15 protein-coding genes are annotated in these 24,155 nt (G+C 44.2%); 7 read left to right on the top strand and 8 right to left on the bottom strand.

Annotated elements, in window-relative coordinates; all coding sequences use genetic code 11:
• Positions 1–35 precede the first annotated feature (35 nt).
• The 7 genes from CJ305_RS12245 to CJ305_RS12215 all read left to right on the top strand — a co-directional run bounded on the left by CJ305_RS12245 (position 36) and on the right by CJ305_RS12215 (position 7,752).
• On the top strand, positions 36–392 hold the full coding sequence (locus CJ305_RS12245) for a four helix bundle protein (RefSeq protein WP_099646567.1): 357 nt from the start codon (positions 36–38) through the stop codon (positions 390–392).
• 44 nt (positions 393–436) lie between these two features.
• Positions 437–1,627, top strand: coding sequence for an acetyl-CoA C-acyltransferase (locus CJ305_RS12240; protein ID WP_099646566.1), 1,191 nt, complete (start codon positions 437–439; stop codon positions 1,625–1,627).
• Between the two features lie 110 nt (positions 1,628–1,737).
• Positions 1,738–3,546, top strand: coding sequence for an acyl-CoA dehydrogenase family protein (locus tag CJ305_RS12235; RefSeq protein WP_099646565.1), 1,809 nt, complete (start codon positions 1,738–1,740; stop codon positions 3,544–3,546).
• A 410-nt stretch (positions 3,547–3,956) separates the two neighbouring features.
• Positions 3,957–4,835, top strand: a complete 879-nt coding sequence (locus CJ305_RS12230) for a TolB-like translocation protein (protein WP_099646564.1) — start codon at positions 3,957–3,959, stop codon at positions 4,833–4,835.
• A 9-nt stretch (positions 4,836–4,844) separates the two neighbouring features.
• The gene (locus tag CJ305_RS12225) at positions 4,845–6,005 is read left to right on the top strand and encodes an MFS transporter (RefSeq protein ID WP_099646563.1); all 1,161 of its coding nucleotides are present in this window, start codon (positions 4,845–4,847) and stop codon (positions 6,003–6,005) included.
• A gap of 92 nt (positions 6,006–6,097) precedes the next feature.
• Positions 6,098–6,838 carry a sugar-binding protein gene (locus CJ305_RS12220; protein WP_099646562.1) on the top strand — a complete coding sequence of 247 codons (741 nt, stop codon included), beginning with the start codon at positions 6,098–6,100 and terminating at the stop codon, positions 6,836–6,838.
• A gap of 8 nt (positions 6,839–6,846) precedes the next feature.
• A complete protein-coding gene (locus tag CJ305_RS12215) occupies positions 6,847–7,752 on the top strand; it encodes an aldo/keto reductase (RefSeq protein WP_099646561.1) in 906 nt (301 codons plus the stop codon).
• Between the two features lie 3 nt (positions 7,753–7,755).
• Here CJ305_RS12215 and CJ305_RS12210 read toward each other — a convergent pair whose 3' ends face one another.
• The 8 genes from CJ305_RS12210 to CJ305_RS12175 all read right to left on the bottom strand — a co-directional run bounded on the left by CJ305_RS12210 (position 7,756) and on the right by CJ305_RS12175 (position 24,155).
• Entirely contained in the window at positions 7,756–10,479 is a 2,724-nt protein-coding gene (locus CJ305_RS12210) for an MG2 domain-containing protein (protein ID WP_099646560.1), read from the bottom strand.
• Between the two features lie 6 nt (positions 10,480–10,485).
• A complete protein-coding gene (locus tag CJ305_RS12205; protein ID WP_099646559.1) occupies positions 10,486–13,614 on the bottom strand; it encodes a beta-galactosidase, LacZ type in 3,129 nt (1,042 codons plus the stop codon).
• A gap of 312 nt (positions 13,615–13,926) precedes the next feature.
• On the bottom strand, positions 13,927–15,963 hold the full coding sequence (locus CJ305_RS12200) for a DUF2264 domain-containing protein (protein ID WP_189319440.1): 2,037 nt from the start codon (positions 15,961–15,963) through the stop codon (positions 13,927–13,929).
• A 36-nt stretch (positions 15,964–15,999) separates the two neighbouring features.
• Positions 16,000–16,626: a hypothetical protein gene (locus CJ305_RS12195; RefSeq protein WP_099646558.1), complete on the bottom strand. Its 627-nt coding sequence runs from the start codon at positions 16,624–16,626 to the stop codon at positions 16,000–16,002.
• A gap of 54 nt (positions 16,627–16,680) precedes the next feature.
• Positions 16,681–17,868: a glycoside hydrolase family 88/105 protein gene (locus CJ305_RS12190; protein WP_099646557.1), complete on the bottom strand. Its 1,188-nt coding sequence runs from the start codon at positions 17,866–17,868 to the stop codon at positions 16,681–16,683.
• A gap of 2 nt (positions 17,869–17,870) precedes the next feature.
• Positions 17,871–18,740 (bottom strand): glycoside hydrolase family 16 protein, encoded by an 870-nt coding sequence (locus CJ305_RS12185; protein ID WP_099646556.1) that lies wholly within the window; start codon positions 18,738–18,740, stop codon positions 17,871–17,873.
• 9 nt (positions 18,741–18,749) lie between these two features.
• Positions 18,750–22,142: a VCBS repeat-containing protein gene (locus CJ305_RS12180; protein ID WP_099646555.1), complete on the bottom strand. Its 3,393-nt coding sequence runs from the start codon at positions 22,140–22,142 to the stop codon at positions 18,750–18,752.
• A 54-nt stretch (positions 22,143–22,196) separates the two neighbouring features.
• Positions 22,197–24,155, bottom strand: coding sequence for a glycoside hydrolase family 97 protein (locus CJ305_RS12175; RefSeq protein ID WP_099646554.1), 1,959 nt, complete (start codon positions 24,153–24,155; stop codon positions 22,197–22,199).

The following is a 24,155-nucleotide window of genomic DNA, read 5'->3' as shown; positions in this document are numbered from 1 at the left end:
TTTCAGATATAAGATGTTAGATAAAATCTACGACTATGCACAATTTTCAAGAATTAAAAATTTGGCAGAAAGCAATGGACATTGCTGAAAATGCTTATTTGATTTCAGCTGATTTTCCAAATGATGAAAAATTTGGTTTAACGAGTCAGATTAGAAGAAGTGCTGTAAGTATTCCTTCAAATATTGCTGAAGGAGCGGGAAGAAATACAGATGGTGAATTCAAAAATTTTCTTGGAATTGCAAGTGGATCTTGTAATGAACTTTTTACGCAACTCATCTTATCTAAAAGGCTAGGTCTTATTTCTGAAAATGAACATTTTTCTTCTTTACTGGAAAACTTGTTAGAAGTTCAAAAAATGAATTACACCTTAATAAAGAAATTTTCAAAGTAGACTAATGATCTCAAATCTAAAGTCTAGAATCTAAAATCTATTCCATGAAAACAGCATATATAGTAAAAGCATACCGAACAGCCGTAGGGAAAGCTCCGCGCGGATTGTTCCGATTTAAAAGACCCGACGAACTCGCTGCGGAAACCATCGATTATATGATGAAAGAGGTTTCAAACCTCGACAAAAAACGCATTGATGATGTAATGGTTGGCAACGCGATGCCAGAAGCCGAACAGGGCCTTAACGTGGGGCGTCTGATTTCCCTTATGGGATTGAAGATCGAAGATGTACCGGGTGTAACCGTAAACCGCTATTGCGCATCGGGTATTGAAACCATCGCGATGGCCTCGGCAAAAATACAGGCCGGAATGGCAGATTGTATCATCGCCGGTGGTGCCGAAAGTATGAGCTACATCCCTATGGGTGGTTACAAACCGGTACCTGATTATAAAGTGGCCAAAGCCGGAAACGAAGATTATTACTGGGGAATGGGACTTACCGCCGAAGCCGTAGCCAATCAGTTTAAGGTTTCGCGTGAAGATCAGGATGAGTTTGCGTACCATTCGCACCAAAAAGCCTTAAAAGCCCAAGAGGAAGATCGTTTTAAAGAGCAAATCGTTCCGATTGAAGTAGAACACACGTTTGTAAACAACAGTGGCAAGAAAGAAACAAAAACCTACACCGTAAGTAAAGACGAAGGTCCGCGTGCCGACACCAGTCTCGAGGTATTGGGTAAGCTACGTCCTGTTTTCGCCGAAGGCGGAAGCGTAACCGCAGGAAATTCCTCGCAAATGAGTGACGGTGCAGCCTTTGTGTTGGTAATGAGCGAAGAAATGGTGAAAGAATTGAATCTGGAACCCATCGCCCGTCTTGTAAACTTTGCAGCCGTGGGTGTTGAACCGCGCATTATGGGAATTGGTCCTGTAAAAGCAATTCCGAAAGCGCTAAAACAAGCAGGACTCAAGCAAGACGACATCGACCTGATTGAGTTAAACGAAGCCTTTGCTTCGCAGTCTCTTGCAGTAATCCGTGAATTGGGTCTAAATCCCGATATCGTAAACGTAAACGGAGGAGCAATTGCACTGGGTCACCCGCTGGGATGCACTGGAGCCAAACTTTCGGTACAGTTGTTTGACGAAATGCGTAAGCGCGATATGAAAAACAAATACGGTATTGTAACGATGTGCGTAGGTACCGGTCAGGGCGCCGCCGGAGTTTATGAGTTCCTCAATTAGACAATAGATTTGAGACTTGAGATAACAGACTCATCTAGCAAAATAATTTAAAAACACATTTGAGAGTAAGGTTCTAAAATCTAAAATCTCAATACTTATATCTTAGAAAAATGGCAGAAACAGCAGATAAAAAAGACATCCTTCGCGGTGGTCAGTTTTTGGTAAAGGAAACTCCTTGCGAAGACATCTTTACTCCCGAAGATTTTAACGAGGAGCAGAAAATGATGAAAGAAACGGTTAAAGAATTTGTTGACCGTGAGATTGTACCACACAAAGAACGCTTTGAGCATAAAGACTATGCGCTTACCGAAGAGGTGATGCGCAAAGCCGGTGAGCTGGGTCTTTTGGGTATCGCAGTTCCTGAAGAATATGATGGTCTGGGAATGGGCTTTGTTTCTACAATGCTGGTTTGTGACTACATTTCAGGAGCAACCGGGTCTATCGCGACCGCTTTTGGTGCGCATACCGGTATTGGTACGATGCCAATCACCCTTTACGGGACCGAAGAACAAAAGAAAAAATACGTTCCCAAACTCGCTACAGGCGAGTGGTTTGGAGCCTACTGTTTGACCGAGCCGGGCGCTGGTTCTGATGCCAACAGCGGAAAAACCAAAGCAGAACTTTCGGCAGATGGGAAATCGTACAAGATCAACGGTCAAAAGATGTGGATTTCCAACGCGGGATTCTGTAATGTCTTTATTGTTTTCGCCCGAATTGAAGACGATAAAAACATTACCGGTTTCATCGTTGAGAACGATCCGTCTAACGGAATTTCATTAGGTGAAGAAGAAAAGAAACTGGGTATTCACTCCTCTTCTACCCGTCAGGTTTTCTTCAATGACTGCGTGGTTCCTGTAGAAAATATGCTTGCCGGTCGTGGTGAAGGCTTTAAAATCGCGATGAACGCACTTAACGTAGGCCGTATCAAACTCGCTGCTGCCTGTCTTGACGCGCAACGCCGCGTGATCGACATGGGTGTTAAATATGCTAATGAACGCGTACAATTTAATACGCCTATTGCCAAATTTGGTGCAATCAAATCAAAATTGGCTGAAATGGCGACCAATGCCTACGCCAGTGAGAGTGCTTCTTACCGTGCTGCAAAAAATATTGAAGACCGAATTTCAATCCGTCTTGAGGATGGTGCAAGCCACTCAGAAGCCGAACTTAAAGGTGTTGAAGAATATGCGATTGAATGTTCGATCCTAAAAGTAGCCGCTTCAGAAGATATGCAGAATTGCGCCGATGAAGGCATCCAGATTTATGGTGGTATGGGTTTTAGCGCCGATGCGCCGATGGAAGCAGCCTGGAGAGACGCCCGTATTTCGCGTATTTATGAAGGTACAAACGAGATCAACCGTATGCTTGCGGTAGGTATGCTTGTCAAAAAAGCGATGAAAGGTCACGTAGATTTGCTTAATCCTGCAATGGCAGTGGGCGAAGAACTTACCGGAATTCCTTCTTTTGACACACCAGACTATTCTGAAGTGCTTTCGGAAGAAAAAGCGATGATCGCCAAACTGAAAAAGGTATTCTTGATGGTAGCCGGTAGCGCGATCCAAAAATACGGTCCGGAGCTCGAAGAGCATCAGCAGTTATTGCTGGCCGCTTCAGACATCCTGATCGAGATCTATATGGCTGAAAGTACCATTTTGCGTACAGAGAAAAACGTGAAACGTTTTGGCGAAGAAGCTCAGAAAGAGCAGATCGCAATGGCGCAGTTGTACCTGTATCACGCCGTAGACACCATCAACCAAAAGGCTAAAGAAGGCATTGTCTCCTTTGCCGAAGGTGATGAGCAGCGCATGATGCTTATGGGTCTTAAGCGTTTTACCAAATATCAAAATCAGCCTAACGTGGTGGCGCTGCGCAATACCATCGCAGAGAAAATCACGGCTGAAAACACCTACCCCTTTTAGATTTTCACCCCTAAAACCGAAATTCTAAAATCAAACAACCTGTAGCTTTAAGTTGCAGGTTGTTTTGTTTTTGGGCGTGCCCTTCGGGCCGGGCTATTCGTTGCAATCTTTAGTCGCTCCCGCTCCTAAAGGATTTCCACTACTATACCTCACGCGGATTTGATTTAAGGTTTAAAATTTGAAATTCAAAGTCCAGGTCAGCTGTCACCTCGACGGCAGGAGCCGTCACATCCTACTTGGTAAACAAAAACCAAGCTCCCGTTAATGGTTGATGCGATTTCTCCCTACCGGTCGAAATGACCATACTTGTATTTCGTATTTTCAATTTTGTCTTTCGTATTTCAAAACGGCTCAATCCTTGCAAGACTCTTTACACAAACATCTGTATCTTTAAAATCTGAATCACGACTATGCTTAGATCATCACTTTTTTTCTTCCTGGGACTTTTGAGCTTTAGCCTTAGCGCGCAAATCGCTCCCGAAGTTTACCTTTTTGAAATCAGTACCACACCCACTACTCTGGAAGTTAAGTACGGCCAAAACATATCCCAAAACCCGGGTTACGATAATCAGCCTTCATTCTATGATGATAACACCCTGATTTACAGCCGCACCAAAGACAGCCTTACTGCGATTGGCGTTTACGATCTGCAAACTCAGAAAAATACAGTTTTAACAAACGAACCCAATAGCGGATTCTTTTCGCCCCAGCGCATCCCGCAAACCGATCTTGTGGCTGCGGTTCGCCAGGACCCGGAAGGCAGACAGCGCCTCGCTACCTACGACTTTAAAACTAAAGCCTTTCAAAAATTGCTGGACAGCAGTCAGGTAGGTTACTTTTCGTTTTACGATAAAGAAACTTTTATAGCTTCGGTATTAGTGCCCAATCAAATGGATTTATTCCTTTCAGCTCCTGCTAACGACAGCCTTCAAAGAATAGTGGCCAACGCAGGTCGCTCCCTTCATAAAGTGCCCAATAGCGACTCGATGAGCTATTTGGTAGAAAACGACGCTCAGAATATGGACCTATATATGCTTGATCTTTCCGGAGAAAGCCCTACCAGCTATTTTGTATGCGAACTCCCTATCGGGCGGCAGGATTACGCCTGGCTTGATGAAAACCGCATTTTGGTGGGCAGCGGTGATAGCCTATTTGTTTACGATTTGTTTGGAGAACCCGCCTGGGTTTTTGCTGTGAGTCTAAACAGCTACAAGCTCACCAACATCTCCCGAATCGCGATAAGCGCTGATGGAAAACACCTCGCTCTGGCAGCAGAACCGGTAGAATAGCTGTAACACGTGCTGCAAAAGAACCGCATCATCTTCCTCATCGTACTCGCCCAGTTTTTGGGGACTTCACTGTGGTTTGTGGGCAATATCGTGGTGCCGCAGTTGCCGCTGGCGCGCTTAGATACCGCCACCGGCGTGAGCAGTATTCTGGCTTCGGTGCAATTTGGTTTTATTAGCGGTACACTGGTCTTTGCGCTTTTGGCTTTTGCAGACCGTTTTTCGCCTTCCAAAGTCTTTTTAATTTGTGCCCTGCTGGGAGCCCTTACCAATCTGGCGCTGCTGCTGCCTGCTGTTACGTATTCAACCGTACTGATCTCGCGCTTCAGTACCGGTTTTTTTCTTGCCGGGATTTATCCCGTAGGCATGAAAATCGCAGCTGATTATTTTGAGCAGGGTCTGGGCAAAGCATTAGGTTTTCTGGTAGGTGCGCTCGTGCTGGGCACTGCCCTGCCCCACTTTTTAAACAGTTTTGGACTTTCGCTTAATTACAAAAACATCACACTCATCACCAGTGCTCTGGCCGCACTGGGCGGAATACTTATCGGTTTTGGAGTGCCCGACGGTCCGTTTCGCAAGGCGCAGCAGAAACTACAAATAAAGGCGATCCCCCGGCTTTTTAAAGCGCCTAAGTTTAGAGCGGCAGCTTTTGGCTACTGGGGCCATATGTGGGAACTCTATGCGTTCTGGGGATTTGTCCCGCTGTTTATAACCTATTACGCGCAAAAACACGTTCTGCTGCTTAACATTCCGCTTTGGTCATTTGGAGTGATTGGCGTAGGTGCCATCGCCTGTGCCATGGGCGGAAGCTTAGTCGCGCGATTTACCAGTAAATCTGTGGCGCGCTTTGCACTTGTAGCCTCAGGCATTTGCTGTTTGCTTTCGCCGTTTGCGCTGCAATTGCCGGTTTGGCTTTTTGCCTCCTTTCTCCTGTTTTGGGGTGCTGTGGTGGTGGCAGACAGTCCGCAATTTTCAACGCTCGTTGCCTCAAACGCCCTGCCCGAATACAGGGGTACTGCGCTAACACTGGTAAATTGTGTAGGTTTTGCGATTACAATTGTCAGTATTCAGGCGTTGGGATATGCCATTCTGCATTTTGAAATGCCTTATCTCTTTTGGGTTTTGGCGCCGGGGCCTATCTTTGGCGTTCTTAGTCTGGGCAAAACACACTAATGAAAGCACATAATGGGCATTTGGCAAGTAAAGTACATTCCCACGTGAGTAAGCAAAACACTGAAAAATAGATTTTTGCATATTTTAAACAGATGAAATACCTCTTTTTAGTTTTCGCTTTGCTTGCTTTTTCCTGCGGAAAAAAAGAAGACCCAGCACCCTTTCCCAAAGCTGAAGCTCCACAACTGAAAATTCCTAAAGCCACAATAGCACCCAAGATTGACGGCAAGCCCAATGACCCGGCCTGGCAGAAAACCGATTGGCTTAAGCTCGACCAACTCTGGCAAGGCCAAAAATCCGATCAAAACATCCAATACAAACTCACTTGGACGCCCGATGCTCTTTATGTTCTGGTATATTTTCAAAATTTCAATCTTCAGCTAAAAACTAGGAATCCCCTTGAAGACTACAACCGGCAGGACCGGCTTGTGATTTATCTGGACGAAAACAACAGCGGCGGACTTTACGACTCCGGCTTTGACGTTTTTACGTATAATGTGCTCTACAATGGTTTTGTAGTGGGTTATGATGCTCAAAAGCTTCCGAAAACCTATAACAATCACATTAACCACAAAATTTTCCGAACTAAGCAGGAAGCCTATCACGAATTACGCATTGCTATTTTTGACCAAAATTTTAAGCCGGGATCGCCCAATATGGCCGTGTCGCTTTCGCCCAACAAAGAACTGGGTTTTGCAATGGCTTACATTAGTAGGGCTTCCGAAGAAAAAGATTCCGATACCATTCTGGGATCTGTAGCGATTCCCGAAGATTATAAAAACCGCATCGATCAGGATTCCGGACTTTTTGCTACATTACAACTTGTTGAATAAAACCTGTTATGAAAAATACACTAGCCCTAAACGAAAACCTCAGCCTCTCACGCATCATTCACGGATATTGGCGCCTACGCGACTGGAACCTCAGCGATACTGAACTTTTAAAACTGATGGAACAGTTGCTCGAACTGGGGATCACCTCGTTTGACCACGCTGACATTTACGGGAATTATACCTGTGAAGAATTCTTTGGCCGTGCGCTGGCCTTAAAACCGGAATTGCGCGAGCAGATGCAGCTGATTAGCAAATGCGGCATCAGACTGGCTACAGATTTCAATCCGGAACTGGACGTAAAAATTTACGAGTACAGCACCGAGTATATCATCAAGCAGGCTGAAGCTTCGCTTAAAAATCTGGGAACAGACCGTCTCGATTTGTTGCTTCTGCACCGCCCAGCTCCGTTTTTTGAGCCTGAAGAAGTCGCGAAAGCTTTTGACCATTTAAAGCAAAGCGGAAAAGTGCTGAACTTTGGAGTTTCAAACTTTAGCCCAATGCAGTTTGACAGCCTTCAGGCGTATCTCAATATGCCGCTGGCGACCAATCAGGTGGAACTTTCGGTTGCCTGCCTGGAGCATTGGGAAAATGAGAATATTGAATTTTTCCAAAAACATAAAATCAAACCCATGGCCTGGTCTCCCCTTGCCGGTGGTAAACTATTTAAACCCGAAACCCAGCGCGAGCACCGCCTGCATTCGGTATTGAAAGAAGTCGCAACCGAACTGGGGATTGAGCAAATTGATCAGGTGATGTATGCGTGGTTATTAAAACATCCTGTGGGCGCATTGCCCATTGTAGGGTCTCAGCATATTGATCGCATTAAAAGTGCGGTAGATGCTCTTGAAATTGATTTAAGCCTGCAGCAGTGGTACAAAATCTGGATTGCTTCTAAAGGACAAGATTTGCCTTAAAAGCTACTCTCTCACTTCATAATCAACAGTCTTATAGCCTATTTTACCATCCGGGGAAATGACTTCCACAAGAACGGTTTTAATTCCCGGGATGGTATTGTTTGGGTATTTAACGTTAACAGGTTCTCCATTTTGCAGACTTATGTTTGGATCCCAATAAAGCGTTACTGCATTATCCCCGGAGCCTAAAGAAGTTTCCCCACTCTCATATTTTGGGATATAAAATGCTTTGGTAGGCGCAAATAACGGGATGCTGGTCTTGAGAATGCCTTTTGATTTTGTGGCCGTATAAAAACCGTTACCGCTGTAGGTATAAATAGCCAAAATGCTTCCCTGTGTTGGTGTTGAGCTCATATCTCTGAAGGGATACACCCTCCGGTACAGCGGCATAAAATTTTGAGTGGTGCCATCTAAAATTTCAACGCTTTTTACTTCGCTGGGCGGCAGATTAGGCAAAAACTGATAGGCGTCGGCCAAAACCGGAATCCCATCAACCAGCACAAGAGTTTCCATCCCACCGGTGACCATTGCTTTTTGATAACGTACGCCGGTGCTATCCTGATAGAGTTGAAAACTGATTTTATCTCCAAAAGACTGCCTTAGCACGCCATACAGACCATTGCTGTACTCATTTGCTTTCGTTTCAATCTTACGACCATCAATCACCACATCGGGCTTGCCATAAGTATCCATCACTTTTTGGCGTTGCGGTGTAAGTTCATAATCGCTGATCAGCACTTCGTCTAACTGGTTGACTTCAGGATCATAATCGAAAAACGAATCAGGCGTTTCTTCATTCTTTACTTTTTGAAAAACTTCAGGTTGTAGATCCTTTTGTTTGAAGTAAGCACGGGTACGGTCATATTGTACTTTTGGCTTGGTTGGCTCGTCCAGACTTAAGGTATAATTTCGGTTTTTACCTGCATCATTTTTGGTTTGTAAAACCGCGCGCACTCGTCTGCCTTCCATTGGGGGCAACAGAAAATTGAAGCGTCCCAGACTATCGGTTTTCTGATCGTAAAACTGTTGTTCTTCGCCAAAAACCATCAGGCTCACGTCTACATCCTCCTTCATTTTATCTTTATCAAAAAGTGCTGCTATCTCGCCCTGAATCCCTAAGGTAAATTCAGGCAAAAAGGGCATTTCCTGCTGATCTGGAGAAGAATTGAAGGTGTAGCCCCGCCAACCTTGAGTGAGCAGCAAATTATCCAGATCAGCTTCGTGAACTAAATCTGTTCCGTCAAAATAAAACGAAGGCTTTTCAATCTCCCCTCGCAACTCAGAAGTCAACATAAAATAGGTCCAAATACTGTGCTCATTGCTTAACTCTTTAGGAACTGCAACCACAGATGCACTGGCATCCCGGGTAAGTCCGGTTACAGAAAGTGTCAAGTTCACCTCTTCTTCCGTTTTAAAAGAAGGTTTGGTCAGTTCTATATCTAATTCTAGCGCTTCGGTTTCTAAATGATTAAAGTATAAACGTTCGGCTAACGGATTTTTGTTTTGGTCTTTAAGCGTAAATACTAAAATTCCTGCGGGTAAAGATTCTTTTGAAAACATTAAACTTTGCTTTCCACTTTCAAGTTTTCGCCCAACTTCGCCAAGTGCCAAACCTCTTCTGCTCACTGCTACATAGACCGAATCATTCACAAATTGGGTGGAATGCACCTGTATGGCGAGATTAGAACCTACGGGGTTTACCGAAATTTTACTACCCGTCTCAACAACATTAGGGAAAGAATAGGTGAACTCAGTATCCTTATTTGCCTCTGTTAATTCAACCCTATAAGTTGTTGATGCATTTGGAAAGAGGTAAACCCGTCCCATCCCCAGCTCATTACTTTTAAACGAAGTAACCTGAGTTCCCTGATCGTCGTAAATAGTCCCGGAAACGGCAACGCCTTTTCCGGTCTCGTCAATCGCCTTAAAACCAATAAGGTTGTTGATTCCGCCCAATAAACTACCGCCCTCAGGTAAAAACTGAATATCTATCCCAGGTTTGGAAAGTGGTATACTCTCACTGTATTGCTTACCTGATTCGGTAAGGATTTTAAAATGCACCCAGTCTGTATCTTCGGCAAAATTTTCTTGCAAAACAAAATAGCCCGCGCCATTCTTACGAATGAGGCGCTTTTTTACCTGATCTCCATAAGCGAGTTCCAGATCAAATTTATTCCCGGCAGTGCTGTCTATAAGTTCGGGTTTGAAAATGAAACGGATGGCATCCTTACCTTCAACTTCCATTTTTTCAACAACAAGTTCCTGGCTTTTGGCTTCGGCAATGTTGAGATAGGTTTTGAAAATAAAGTCGGCATCAAAATTTTGATCCCACCGGGTATAGGCCCGCAATTGATAGGTACCTGGTGCATAAAAATCTGCAATAGTGAAAAAATTACTTCCAATCCCGTTATTGAGTTTTATCATTTTTTCGCCCACAAGCGTTTCAAACGGGTCTATCAGTTCTACATGCAAAACGCCGCTCAAGCCTGAAAGCATATTGTCTTTCGCCTGGGCAACAATGGCTTTAAACCAAATGGTCTCTCCCGGCGTATAGGCTTTACGATCGGTTTGCAGGTAAATCTTTTCGGCCAGGGCTTCCTGAGCGCTGATGTCCTGCTGAGCGGTAAGCCTGGAAGCAGTTATTAAAATTATAAAAGCACAAAGGCCCGTTTTAAATTTGATGAAGAAATTTGGTAGGGGGCTCTTCGATACTTTTACATGGTGCATAGTCTTTTAGTTTATGGGTTTTATGAGAAAGCTGTATTGGTAATCTCCGGGCAGCAGCCGGTATTTTTTGTGAGGTTTAGCGCCCCAGCTGTTATCACCGCCTACCCCGGTTTGTTTGTAATCTATATTCAAACTGATCAGGTCGCGGGGTTTAATATCGGTAATATGTCGCTGTTGTTTCCATTCGCCGGGATCAAAATCGGAAACGTAATTGTGATGCGCACTGAAGGATACTACAGGCAGACCTACAATTTTAATTCCGGCACCGGAATCGTTGGTTAAGCTTATCCATCTGTTTTCGGTGCGGTAACCGTTTTCCTGAGGCCTGATGTATGGGAAATACAAATCTGCTACCGAAGACTCATAGATCCCCACAAAAGCCGACTCTTTACGGTCCTGATAGTTTTCGTGCGGACCGCGGCCATACCAGCTCACCTGATCGTATACGTCGGGCAAAATAAAATTCATACCAAAACGCGGAATTTCGGCCACCTCTTCAGAACCCGTGTAATTTAATCGGTTTGTGATCTTCAGGCTGCCATCTGCATACATAACAAAACGGGTAGTTGCCTGCGCCTGTAAGGTGTCTAACTGATAAACAGATTCTACAACCACAGAATCCCGCGTTTTTGAAAGCATCTTAAATGAGATTAATTGCTGCTTTTCAGAAGCATCTTTCCACAGTTTTCCTCGTTTTTGATAGTTATTACCAAAATCATTATCGGTTGGCGCGCGCCAAAAATTAAGACGAGGTTCTTCTTTCAGGTAGTTTTGGTCTTTATAGACATACGATTTTAAGCGTCCGCTTTGGGTGTCAAAATTGAGGCTTACCGCATCGGTTTTTACCGATAGCGCATTTTTGAGCTCTTTAACCTGAAGCTTTCCTTTTCCTGTGCTGTTCACACGGTTGTTAGAAGAAGGTTTTTTGAGCAGGATCTGCTCCCGGGCCACCACAAAACCTTTTGGCAAGAGCGGCGACGCCGTTTTGGTAATCACGTTAAAATTGATAAAATATTCGTGTTCATCTTCAGGAATCTGCAATGCGTTCAGTTTAAATACCAAAGAGTCTTGCGGAGCCACGTTGAAAGACTCTAAGTTATTGGAAGAAACCACAGCTCCGTCACGCAACAAATCATACTCTATTTCAAAACCTTCCAGATCGGTAAAGAAAAAACGGTTTATCAGGTTGAGTTTTAAACTTTCGGTATCGAGCGCCTCGATCCTCACGTTTTGGTACACGTGCTTCACCTCTGCCAATGCCGGATGTGGCGTACGATCTGGGTTTACAATACCGTTGAGCACAAAGTTCGCATCGTTGCGATAACGGTCAGGACCATAATCCCCACCATAGGTCCAATATTTAGTGCCAGTGCTATCCTGCTTTACAAAACCCTGATCTACCCAATCCCATATAAAACCGCCCTGCATTTGCGGTTGTGCGTAAACAAAATCCCACAAATCCTGCAGATTACCGGTACTATTACCCATACTGTGCGCATACTCACACCAAATAAAAGGCCTATCGGGATACTTGCCGATGTAGTTGTTTTTGATATAATCAAGGCTGGCATACATCCAGGGAATAATATCGGTATGTGGTTCCTGAAAACTCTTACCACGTTCTGCGCGTTCATACTGTACCGGACGTGAAGTGTCCCGGTTTTTGATCCAATGATACCCGTCTACAAAAGCAGGGCCATCACCTGCCTCATTACCCATAGACCAAATAATCACTGACGCGTGGTTCTTATTGGTCTCGACCATTGCCTCTAACCGGTCTTGATGCATGGCAGCAAATTCGGGCTTGTTGGCCGGGGTTTTATCTTCATCATAACCAAAACCATGGGTTTCCAGATTGGCTTCATCAACCATATAAATGCCATATTCATCGCAGAGTGCGTACCATAAAGGATCGTTGGGATAATGGGAGTTGCGCACGGCATTGATGTTATTTTCCTTAAATAGCCGAATATCCCGAATCATCGATTCTTCAGTAATCACGTGACCGGTATATTGATCGTGCTCGTGGCGGTTAACCCCCTTGAGTAAAATGGGTTTTCCGTTTACCAGAAGCTTTCCGCCTTTAATTTCAACAGACCTGAAACCGATTTTAAACGAAGTAGCCATCAGCGTATTTGAGCCTTCGGCAAGACTAAGGGTGGCTGTGTACAGATTAGGATGCTCTGCACTCCAGACTTTTACCTCTTTGAGTATGTGCTGAAAACGGAGCGTATCTTTTGCAGAAGCGGAAAGACGAATTTCCTTCTGCGTCTCATAAACCGCACCCGAGTCATCATAGATTTTTAACTGCAGTTGAAGGGTTCTGGTTTTGGCACTTTCATTAGCAAGGCTTACTGAAGCATCCAGAACTCCGTCAGTGTAAGTCGAATCGAGACCCGCTTTAAAAAACGCGTCGGCTATGTAGGTTTTTGGCGTTGCATAAACATAGACATCACGCTCAATGCCGCTGAGTCTCCAGAAATCCTGATCTTCCAGATAGGTGCCGTCGCTCCAGCGGTATACTTCAACGGCGAGTTCGTTTTCGCCCGACTTAACAAAAGACGTAATATCAAACTCAGACGGGGTTTTACTGTCCTCATCGTAGCCCACTTTCTTTCCGTTTACCCAAACATAAAAGGCACTGTTTACTGCTCCAAAGTGCAACACGACGCGTTGATCTTTCCAGTTTTCGGGCAGGTTAAAATTACGTTTATATGAGCCAACCGGATTGTAAACCGCATCTACAAGCGGCGGATTGATCTCGTGCGTATAGCCGGCGCTTACATACAAAGGGAAATCATAGCCCTGCATTTGCCAGTCGCCCGGAACTGCTATCTTATCCCAGTCAGAGACATTATAACCTGTCTTATAAAAATCTTGGGGACGGGTTTCCGGGGTTTCGGCAAAATGGAACCTCCAGGTACCATTTAAGGATATCAGATTATCTGAATTGCGGTAGTCATTTTGAAGTGCCTCTTCTTCGGTATCGTATACGTAAAAGGTAGCACGTGGCGCCAGGGTGTTGACTTCAAAAACACTCAGATTCTGCCACTCCGGGGGATTTTGCTGGGCATTTATTAACTGAGCTACTAAGACGATTAGTATTATACTCAACTGGTTTTGCTTTCGTTTCATGGACTTTTATTTAAGAAAAAGGAGCATAAAATACTATATCAACTAAAGAATGGGTTGTACATAATTATTCTTCGTTTATTAAAATACTAGCCCGTTTATACAAGATTGAAAAAAACCTCCAGAACGGGTCAATTTCTGTTCAAAACTATGCTTAGGTTAGGGCAACTCCCAGGCAAAGGCATAGCAAAGCCTAGGATAGAGTATGAAGAGAGTATGAAAACGCATTTCAAAAAAGAGTTTTTTAACGCTTTGTTAATAATGTAAAAACTTCTTCTCTTGCATTGTGTCAAACCTTAGAATTTGTTTTAATTATCAAAATGCAATGATTTTCTCAGAACCATCCTTTAAAATAACTTTAATCCTTTCTGCATTTCTTTCTAAAGTTACCGGCATCAACTCCGCCTCGGTAAAGTCTTCGCCCGATTTTTTCCAGAGCATCAACGTAGCGTAGATGTTGGTTGCAGCCTGAGCCTGCGGCGAAAAGGTAGCCGAGACATTGATCGTTGTACTTTCGTCAGAAACCGGGTTGAGTCCGCTGGCTGACACAAATTCTGTTTTTTCCCAACCCTGAAGAGGAAGCATCGCAAGTTGATATTCACCGTTATCGATGATAAAAGCTTCGGTTTTGCCCACTTTGAGTTTGGATTCCTTGATTTCTTTACCTTCTAATTTTGGCAATGCATAATGACCTAAACGCATTTCTACAGGAACCTTACTGGTCTGTTTATCAACTCGTAAAATCCCATTAGGTAATGGGATGTCTGCCAGTTGCATCGTCACCTGCTCGTTTGTTTCCAATACCGCATCCCGGCGGTACACGCCATTTTCATAGCTTTTGAAGGTATACAACCGCCAGGGTTCCCATTCGTTTTTGGCATTTTTAAAGACATAATTCATCGAGATTTCACCCTGCTCTCTGTCTGCCTGCCAGGGAAATGCCGAATTGTACGACAGCTTGTTGTAGTTTTCGCTGCTGCGGAAGCCTTGCCAGTCGTCTGCTTTCTTTTCGTGGCACCATGCCCGTATTTCAGAAGCGCCGATATTGGGATAATCGGTAATCAGAATATTAGAAGCAGCCTGAAACTTATTGTACACCTTATCCTTTTCAAAAGTGTTATCCCACGGACCCAAATTTTCAGTCGCCGTCCAGAATGGATTATCATCAGGCACCAAAAGACCCAAAAAAGCTTTACCCATCCAGAACACACTGCCGCGGGCGCTGTACACCTGTACTGCAGGTTCAAAATGTCCGTAAAAACCTAAAGTCGGGATTCGATCGAGTAAAAAGTCGGGATTCTGTAAAAACTGAAGTAAGGTGCCCGAAGAGATGCGCCGTAGCCAGCCGAAGTTAATCGTGTCATCCTGCAGCGTTCCGGTAAAGGGAAACGGACTAATAGACCCAATGCGGTAACTGATGCTGCGGCCCCACATAATCATCTCGCCATCTTTTGAAAACATATAGGGATAGTGATACACCAAATCCTGAAAATTGGTTTTAAAGGCTTTGGCTATCTCGGGATAATGCGTATCTCCGTAGACCGACGCCCACATAGGCCCGTAAACCTGAAAGGCCCACATACTGTAGTAATCATAAGCCGGATTATCGTTGTACCAGCCTTGCCCACGGTAATGGTCTAGTGATTTTTGCAGGTATTCTTCAAGCAAGGGCTTGTTGACTTCATAGCCCTGAGCATCAAAAAAACTAAGTACAAAAATGTTAAAGAATTTCCAGTTGGAAGGTACTGTGGGTCCGTCGCCATAACTCAGCATAGAGGCTGCCAAGGCGTCTTTATCTTCCTGGCTCAACGGATCCCAAAGCGTTTCGGGTGAAATGAATAAGGAAATCGCCAAAGCCCCGTACTCTACCAGATTCTGACTTGGACCGCCGTTACCTCGTGGTTTGATGTAAGCTTCGCTATCCGGGTCTGCCAGTTTGGGCAATTGATGCTGATAATATTCGGCGACCTTGATTCCATTTAAGGTAAGATCGGGTTCTTTTTTTAAAAGGGGTGCAGCAACGAAAAGGGTACGCACCAGACCTTCCAGTTTCTCGGTAGGCACGCGGCTTATATGGTGCGGATAGCTTTTACCCGGAAGCTTGGGAAACTTCATCGGGTCGTCCAGATCGTCAATATAGCTGAACGCTCCTGCCAGTAAATACCTGGCGGCATCTTCCCAGTGCTTTTTGGTCATTCCGGTATACGGACTCGTTTGAAAATCGGGCTTTTCAAGCTCAAAGAGCGACATTTCGCCATCCACTTGTTTTGCTGGTTTGATTTCCTGAGCAAACAGGAACGAGGTACTCGTGAAAAAAAAGATTAGTGCGGGAAAATTTTTTAATAAGTTCATAATTAAGTTATGGCTGGTTTTTTAGATATGTTGCACTTATAAACTGCCCAAAAGCAGTTTTTCCTGATAGTTTGATATATAAATTTCTTCGAGAATTGCGTTTTCAATCACCTTCTTAGGAGGGAAGTTATCTTTGGAATAGCCTGATATAGAAGACCTAAATCGGATTCCTATTTCGGTAAACTCGTGAATAGTCAATTCATTTAAAGGATTTCCGCTAACCAGAATAGTGGCTGCGTCATAAGCTGTTTTTGCGGCTCCCATTGTAGATTTATTTAAAACAATACCCTTTTGACTTTCAGCCTTAAAAGGATGATAAAATTTCACTGCCCTAATGGTTTGGGTACTGTCATTTGACAACCAATAAAAGGAAACTCCCAGGCTTTCGTATTTAAGTTCCAAAAGCAATGGAAACTGTTTAAGGTTTTCTCTAGAATGAGATTTTCTTTGATTCAAAAATTCTTCAATTTTTTCCTCTTTATCATCGAGTTGATAATCACCTCCAAAAGCTGAAATTACTGTGGCCATGCTAGTTGAATCTATCGGAAATTCTGATAAGCCTATATGAGGAACTACGAGATGTGTATCTCCCCGATCAAAAATATCTTGCGCAAATAAACTGGAACAGGTTAAAATTATTAATGCGGTAAATATATTTTTCATTGCTTTGGCTGTTTTTTAGCTTATGATTCAACATTTTAAATCTCTAACCTGATTCTAATTATCTGAAACCATTCGGTACATTTCAGAAGCGGCAAGCAGGTAGGCTCCCACTCCAAAGTCGGCAGTAGAGTTGACATCAACTACCTGCCCGGGAATGGCCCTTTCGCCGATAGGCTGTACATAACCCACGGCTCCGTTTTCCTGTAAAGCCACTTCCGTCAGGTATTTCCAGCTTTTTTCTACAACAGGCAAATAGGTTTTTGCATCCAGAATACCGTTGTTGATACCCCATAAATAGCCGTAGGTAAAGAAAGCGGTACCACTGGTTTCAGGTCCTGGAGCATGCTCCGGATCGAGAATACTACGCGTCCAGTAACCTTCCGGCTGTTGGGCTGCTTTTAAAGCTTCGGCCATTCGCCTGTAGCGGGCTTCAAATGCGTTTCGGTATTTGGAATCTTCAGGGAGATCCTGTAAGACTTTCGCCAAACCGGCAAAAACCCAGCCGTCGCCGCGTGCCCAGAAATCCTTTTTACCGTTCAGGCTTTTGTGTTTGGGATAGACATATTTGGCATCTCGATAATAAAGCCCCGTCTCTTCATCAAGCATAATGCTGTCTGAATACTTCAGGTATTCATTGAGTTTATCTAAATACTGCTCGTTGCCGGTCACCTGATAGAGTTTGGTCATCACCGGCATCACCATATACAGGCCATCAGCCCACCACCAGAAATCATTTTGTGGCGTGCTCATCTGGTATTCCATCACCTCACGGGCGCGGGCAATTTTTGAAGGATCTGTAGAACCCTCAAGCGTATACAAATCGATATAAGTTTGAAAGGCAATCTGCCAGTCGCCAAAAAGCACGTGATCGTCAGTCTCGCCATAATTGTATTTCCACGCCGATTTATCATCAGATTTTGCACCTTTCCACTCATTATGCTCGGCCCAGGCCGTGGCATAGTTCAGAAAATCTTGATTTCCTGTCACTTTATAAGCTTCAATATTCCCGGTCTGATAGGCCGCGGGATGCCAGAATGCCGATGCAGGCTCGGGATGCGTCTCTTGCCAGTGGGTATTCACCATCTCTATGATGGCCAAAACCTGATTGGGTTTGGGAAGTGAAGCTTCGTTTAAGGCCGAATCAGCCGGTTTTGCTCCCCCGCAGGAAGTGAATATTCCTGCCAAAATTGAAAAAAAAATAAGCGGTGTTTTCAAGGATTTGTATTTTAAATTTTGTTTCATAACTAAGAATCTGTTTTCTGATACACCCGTACATAATCTACCAGGTATTCTTTAGGGAATTGCGTGCTTGAAGGATCACCACCGTTGGAACCAATCGCTAAATTGAGTAAAATATAATGCCGTTGGTGAAAGCCATTAAACCCGTCGGGATTTTTGGTTTCGGCTAAATCAATCTCGTTGATTAACGCATCGTCCAGATAGAGTTTGATAAACTGCGGAGTCCATTCCATTTTCCAGATGTGGAATTCTTCAGGCCATTGCGGGTCTTTCTTTAAGAACTCAGTAAAGGGAATTTTAGCGCTGTCCCAAGACACATCCTGCCAGTGTGCTCCCCAGGCTGCGTTAGCCAGAATGTGGGGTTTTCCGTCAATCTGATAGTATTCCATCATATCGATCTCGCCGTTTGAAGGCCAGCCTTTTTCAACGCCCAACGTCCAGATTGCCGGCCACATTCCGCTTGCGGTATCAATCTTAGCGCGTACTTCTACAATACCGAACATAAACTCAAACCGATCCCGGGTATTGATACTTGAAGACGTATACTGCGCTGTTTCGCGACTTTTACTCCAATTAGTACTACCCGGTTCATAACCGGGATTTACAAGCTCTTCGCGTTTACCTGTGATGACCAGATTTCCGTTAGCAAGAGTGGCATTGTCTTCCTGATACCATTGCAGCTCTTTGTTGCGTACAAAACCGTACTCATAGTTCCATGAATCCCGATCGGGCTTAGTACCGGTGTCAAACTCATCGTGCCAGATCAGCTCGTAGCCTTGTGGAGTTTGAATAGCAGAATCCCCCACCTGCCCGGATTTTGAAGATTTACACGAAATCACAAAAGCATAACTAAGCAGCAGGAACAGGATTCTCATAATTTGTATTTAATAGGTGTACAGACCGGGCCCGTCATTATTGCGGGTGACCAGTAGGTGTTTTTGACCGGATTTTGTATTTAAAATGTTTAAGGATTTTATATCGCCATCTAACCACAGATTGGCTGTTTGAGGCATAAGGCGAAAATCACCCTGATTAAAGTTCAGCAACGAACCGAAAGAAGCGTCAAGAGGCCCCTGACTCACGCGAAACGGATACAGGTTTCCGGCAGTAAGAATCTCTGAATTGCCGTCATCATCGAAGTCTGCAACTACAAAATCCTGAATGGGTGCATCCTGAACCGCTTTGGGCAAAGCTTTTATACTAAACGTACCATCACCTTTATTTTCTATAAAAGCCGAAGCAAGCATTTTGATCTCCAGAGTAAAACGTGGCTCGATCTTATTAGTTTTTAAAAACTCTTCGGTATTGGTTTTCGCATAACTCTCGTACGATTGATACTGCTTTTTTAAGGCGGAAACCTGCCCCATGAGTTCGTCGCGGGTAGGCCACGGATAGCTAACCCCGTCAATGTAGTAGGTCAAAATAGGATCTATACGCCCGTTGTTGTCAATATCCTGAATATAATAGCGCATAGGCTCTTGAACCGAAGCTTTAAACTGGTTGTTTTCGCCCAGATTACCGGCCAGAAAATCAACATCCCCGTCGCCGTCAAAGTCCCCGGACTGCAGGCTAAACCACCAGCCGTTTGAATTGGCCAGGCCTGCTGCTTCTGTTTCATTTTTTAAAGTACCTGCGTTGTTTTTAAACAGACTAATAGGCATCCATTCCCCTGCCAAAACCAAATCAGGCCAGGAGTCGTTGTCAACGTCTACCCAATCTGCATCGGTTACCATACCCACCTGCTCCAGGTCATAGTTTCGGGTGACGCTAAATTTCACATCAGAGCCGGAAGTTTCATTGGTAAGTAACACGCTTCGGGGCGACATCGGGTAATTTCCTCCCGAAATCCTTCCGCCTACGAATAAATCCAGGTCGCCGTCCTTATCGTAATCTGCAGCTTTAACCACTCCCCCGCTGAATTTCATATCGGGCAGCGCGTTTTCAGCTTTGCTGAATTTACCGTTACCTGTATTGAGATATAAACGGTCCTGATAATAGGCATCGCCATTAAACTCTTCATTACCGCCGCTTACCACATACAGGTCCAGATCGCCGTCATCATCAGCGTCAAAAAACAGGGCGTCGTAGTCTTCGTGAACTACCTCTTCAGCGGAAGTCCAGGGCTGGCCGGCATTATTCAGTTTAAATTTGCCAGAATCAGAACCCAGATACAGTTGCGAAGCCTGACCACTAGCGCCAAGGAAGAAAATATCGTCGTTACCATCGTTGTCAAGGTCGCCAACTGCGGCTTTTCCGCTGGTTTTTGAGACCTGATATGGGATAAGGCTTTCGTAGTTATAGTCTACATAATCATTCTCCTGATGGATGAAATCGATATTCGAATTTGCCGTAATATCAGTAAAGAAGGTTTCAGGCGGTGTGATCTTATAATCATAAGTTTCAGTCGCTTCAGCCTCCTTTAAAACCAAAGCCAGATTGGCCTGAACGTTTTCGAGGCGGGTCATTTTTTTAGAGGGCCAAATTATTTCAAGACTCTGAATCCTTTCGGCTTTGCCTAAACCAATAGTCATTTTGGGCTCTACCGAAGACTGATAGCCGCGAATGTAATAGGCTTCCTGATAGATTTGTTTACCATCCTCAAGCTGAAGCATCACTTTGGCACCCAGAGCCTGGGTATTTTTACCTGCACCCTCGAGCGTCAGCGACAAAAAGTTATTATTCAGCTGTTCATTTTCATGATTCTCATAAACCAAAACTGGATCATTGAGGTTATTGATGATCAGGTCTAAATCCCCGTCGTTATCAAAATCGGCATACGCGGCGGCATTAGATACCGTTTTTTGGTCAAGTCCCCAGGCCTGAGTTTTGTTTTCAAAGAGGAGTCCGTCTACATTCTTATAGATGTAATTGGAAACTTTGGTGGAAGGAATTTTACTGATGAGTAAGCCCAGATCAAGTCTTTCGCCAGTTGCCTGAGCACGATCTCTGGCCTCGTGCACCGTGTAGTTATTAAAATCGAGATTGCTATAATCACGTAGATAGCCGTTTGTGATAAACACATCCTTTAAACCATCGTTATCGTAATCAGCAAGTAAGGGAGCCCAACTCCAGTCGGTATTTGAAATCCCTGCAAGCTGCCCCACCTCCGTAAAACGTAAATTTGCATTGGGATCTAAGCCCTTGCTCAACTGTAAATTGTTGTGCATATATTGCGGGTGGTAACCACTATCAATAAGTCGCTTAACTTTATTGTATTCATCCGGTCCTTTGAGCACTTTTTGACGATAATTACCTTCCGGAAGCATATCAACCACAAACAAATCAGGATTCATATCGTTGTTGATGTCTGCAGCATCAGAACCCATTGAGTACTTTGAGAAATGGGCGAAAGAAGCTTTCGAGGTTTCGGTAAAGGTGCCGTCGCCGTTATTGAGATAGCAAAAATCCTGTTCGGAATAGTCGTTAGTCACGAAAATATCAGGATACCCATCTTTGTTAAAATCACTAATTGCGGCACTCAGCCCAAAATTGATACCCGTCCCGTCAATTCCCGCTTCTTCTGAAACTTCTACAAATTGATTATCGCGGTTTTCGTAAAGTTGATTGCCGTAATACGGATGCCTTTTGCTGCGTAACAGGGTTACGTTGAAGAAAATGTTGTAAAACTTGTTGGCGTGATTGAGCAAAAATAAATCGAGATCGCCATCGAGATCATAGTCTAAGAAATAAACCTGTGTGGTGAAGGTGCCTATGGCGTCAACCCCATATTCTTTAGCCTGATCTTTAAAGGTGGGAACACCGGTAGCATCAAGCCCCTGATTGATAAACAGCTGGTTTGACCGGGGTTTGTATTCGCGTATTACGGGCGATGTAACCCCTTCCTGCGGGGCATTGCCTGAGTAGCAAACATAAATATCGAGTAAGCCATCGCCATTAACATCAGCCATCGCGGTACCGGTTTTCCAACCCTCTTTTTCCTGAATCTTCGCTTTGGCAGTGATATCTTCAAAGCTCAGATCACCTTTATTCAGGTAGAGTTTATTTTGAACCTGATTGCCCGAAAGATAAACGTCTGAAAGTCCGTCATTATTAACGTCTCCCACTGCGACACCGCCACCGTTGTAAATGTATTCGTAGGTGATGATGTTGCTTTCATCGGTTTCTACGAGTGTATTTTCGAAGTCAATACCTGTTTTTGAAGCGTTTAAAAGTGTAAATAAGGTATTCGTATCTTCAGTAACAGCAGCGTCTTCCTTTCCGCAGGAAAACAACAGGAAAATTGAAAGAAAAGATAAAAATGTAGGGATAAATTTCATAAAATGCTTTTAAATGAATACGATCAAATCCCGGGATGCTTCGTGCAAAAAAGCCTAATTGCCAGTGATCACGGCACCGCCTTCTCCCAGTAATTTGAATTTCAATTTACCATTTTTAATGATTTTCATTGACTTGAGACCGGCTGTTCGGTCTGATTTATCGTAAATAAGTGTTATTTCTGCATTTTTAAGCATTGGAAGGTTTAGCTCTAATGTGCGATCTTCTTTTTTGCCGTTTGTTACCGCCACATACCATTTCTGTCCTTTTCGCCTTGCGATAGCCGCATAATCACCGGGCTCACCGCCTATGTAAACCGTCTCATCCCAGGTTGCCGGAACTTCTTTTAAGAAATCGAGCACAAACTGCGGTTGTTCGTCCAGGTTATTTGGCGTAAGGCCAAAATGCTGAATGGGCGAAAAATACAGGACGCCGGTTGCCAGCTCAAAAGCTTCGGTGGTTTTACGAATAGAGCCGCCCTGTTGATCTTTAGTTAAACGTTTGTTGAGAAAAACGGGGCCAAAATCCATCGCTCCAACGGTATTCCGTATGAAGGGATGCAAGGTACTTTTATACGCGTGCTGATCTGAAGCTTCCTGAGTAAAAATTAAATTTTCGGAAGCCAGTACCGCTTCTGAAGACATATAATTGGGATACATACGCTCCCAGCCACGCGGTAAAGTACAGCCGTGAAAAACCACGCCCAAACCATAATTATTAGCATCGTTAAGAATGTCTTCATAAAGCTGCATGGTGGTTTGCTTATCACCCCCAAAGAAATCAACTTTAATACCCTTAACCCCTATTTCTTGCATCCAGGCCATCTCGCGCTGACGCTTGTAAGCGGTGTTCATAAAATCCTGCGGGGTCTGTGGCGCATTGCTCCAATAGCCGTTTGAATTGTACCAAAGCAAGACTGAGACGTTCTTAGAGCGGGCATAATCTACCAGTTCCTCCATTCTATCCCGGCCAATGTTGGCATCCCACCAGTTGTCAATGAGCACGTATTCAAAATTCAATGCAGCCGAGAGATCAATAAACTTAATCTGATCTTCATAGTTGATGCTGCCATCCTGCCAAACAATCCAGCTCCAGGTTGCCCTACCGGTTTGGTAGTCTGTCGTAGCCCGGTATTTTGGTTTCACCAAATCAAAAGCTACGGTAGATTCTACGATGGGCTTCAAGGTTTTACCCAAGGTAATGGTGCGCCAGGGCGTTTGAGCCGGCATCGCCATCGCCGCATAGGTAGCGCCAATGCTATTGTTTTCTCCTTCCTGCGGAAACAATAATGGAAACACCCCGTCAGTACCTGACTCTCCCAATCGTGAACCGGGATAGGTACCATCTACGCCTGTCTCTGAAATAAGTAACCAACCTTTAGTTTCATTTTTAAAGAGTGCCGGAAACGTATAGCCCACCCCATACTGTGACGCTTCTCCCAAAGGCGCGTCAAAGGTATAACCCTCTTCATAAGAAGGTTTGGTTTGCTCCCATCCGGTCATCGGCAAAGCCTGAGCGCTTAAAAATGTGGTTGCCTGATCGGGCAGATTGAATGCTGTAGCTTCGCTGAGAATTTTTACTTTGGTATTGAGATCTTTCCCGATTAACTTATAGGAAAAGGCTACATCACGATTGCTTACCCTGAAAATAACCTGAAGCGTGTCCTTAGCTTCATTTGTAAAAGAGGTGACCAACTCGTTTGCATTGTATTGAACTTTACTCACTTTAGCACGGTTCAACTCATAGGAGTCCGCAATAGTGTTTGAGGCTGAACTCTCAATAGTAAGTCCTTCGCTAAAATCACCGATTGAAGTTTTTAGACCTAGAGGAGAATCTTCCAGAAAAATATCAGAATCGTGAGCAACACTGTAAACGGGTTTTCCATTTTCTAACCTGACTGTAACCGAAATGTGACCGTCCGGCGAACTCACCTTTGCAGGAGTTTGCGCCAGGCCGGCATTTACAGCGACCAGACTAAAAATGATTGGTATAAAAAATGAAGAAATCTTTCGCAT

It is taken from the genome of Leeuwenhoekiella nanhaiensis (assembly GCF_002744755.1).
Taxonomy (GTDB): Bacteria; Bacteroidota; Bacteroidia; order Flavobacteriales; family Flavobacteriaceae; genus Leeuwenhoekiella; species Leeuwenhoekiella nanhaiensis.
The sequence above is the reverse complement of the archived record's forward strand: the minus strand, read 5'-3'. Positions and strand labels throughout refer to the sequence as shown.

Excerpts from the sequence above, each read along its gene's own strand:
- CJ305_RS12245 (WP_099646567.1), top strand. The coding sequence starts at position 36 with ATGCACAATTTTCAAGAATTAAAAATTTGGCAGAAAGCAATGGACATT.
- CJ305_RS12240 (WP_099646566.1), top strand. The coding sequence starts at position 437 with ATGAAAACAGCATATATAGTAAAAGCATACCGAACAGCCGTAGGGAAA.
- CJ305_RS12235 (WP_099646565.1), top strand. The coding sequence starts at position 1,738 with ATGGCAGAAACAGCAGATAAAAAAGACATCCTTCGCGGTGGTCAGTTT.
- CJ305_RS12230 (WP_099646564.1), top strand. The coding sequence starts at position 3,957 with ATGCTTAGATCATCACTTTTTTTCTTCCTGGGACTTTTGAGCTTTAGC.
- CJ305_RS12220 (WP_099646562.1), top strand. The coding sequence starts at position 6,098 with ATGAAATACCTCTTTTTAGTTTTCGCTTTGCTTGCTTTTTCCTGCGGA.
- CJ305_RS12215 (WP_099646561.1), top strand. The coding sequence starts at position 6,847 with ATGAAAAATACACTAGCCCTAAACGAAAACCTCAGCCTCTCACGCATC.
- CJ305_RS12210 (WP_099646560.1), bottom strand. The coding sequence starts at position 10,479 with ATGCACCATGTAAAAGTATCGAAGAGCCCCCTACCAAATTTCTTCATC.
- CJ305_RS12205 (WP_099646559.1), bottom strand. The coding sequence starts at position 13,614 with ATGAAACGAAAGCAAAACCAGTTGAGTATAATACTAATCGTCTTAGTA.
- CJ305_RS12200 (WP_189319440.1), bottom strand. The coding sequence starts at position 15,963 with ATGAACTTATTAAAAAATTTTCCCGCACTAATCTTTTTTTTCACGAGT.
- CJ305_RS12195 (WP_099646558.1), bottom strand. The coding sequence starts at position 16,626 with ATGAAAAATATATTTACCGCATTAATAATTTTAACCTGTTCCAGTTTA.
- CJ305_RS12190 (WP_099646557.1), bottom strand. The coding sequence starts at position 17,868 with ATGAAACAAAATTTAAAATACAAATCCTTGAAAACACCGCTTATTTTT.
- CJ305_RS12185 (WP_099646556.1), bottom strand. The coding sequence starts at position 18,740 with ATGAGAATCCTGTTCCTGCTGCTTAGTTATGCTTTTGTGATTTCGTGT.
- CJ305_RS12180 (WP_099646555.1), bottom strand. The coding sequence starts at position 22,142 with ATGAAATTTATCCCTACATTTTTATCTTTTCTTTCAATTTTCCTGTTG.
- CJ305_RS12175 (WP_099646554.1), bottom strand. The coding sequence starts at position 24,155 with ATGCGAAAGATTTCTTCATTTTTTATACCAATCATTTTTAGTCTGGTC.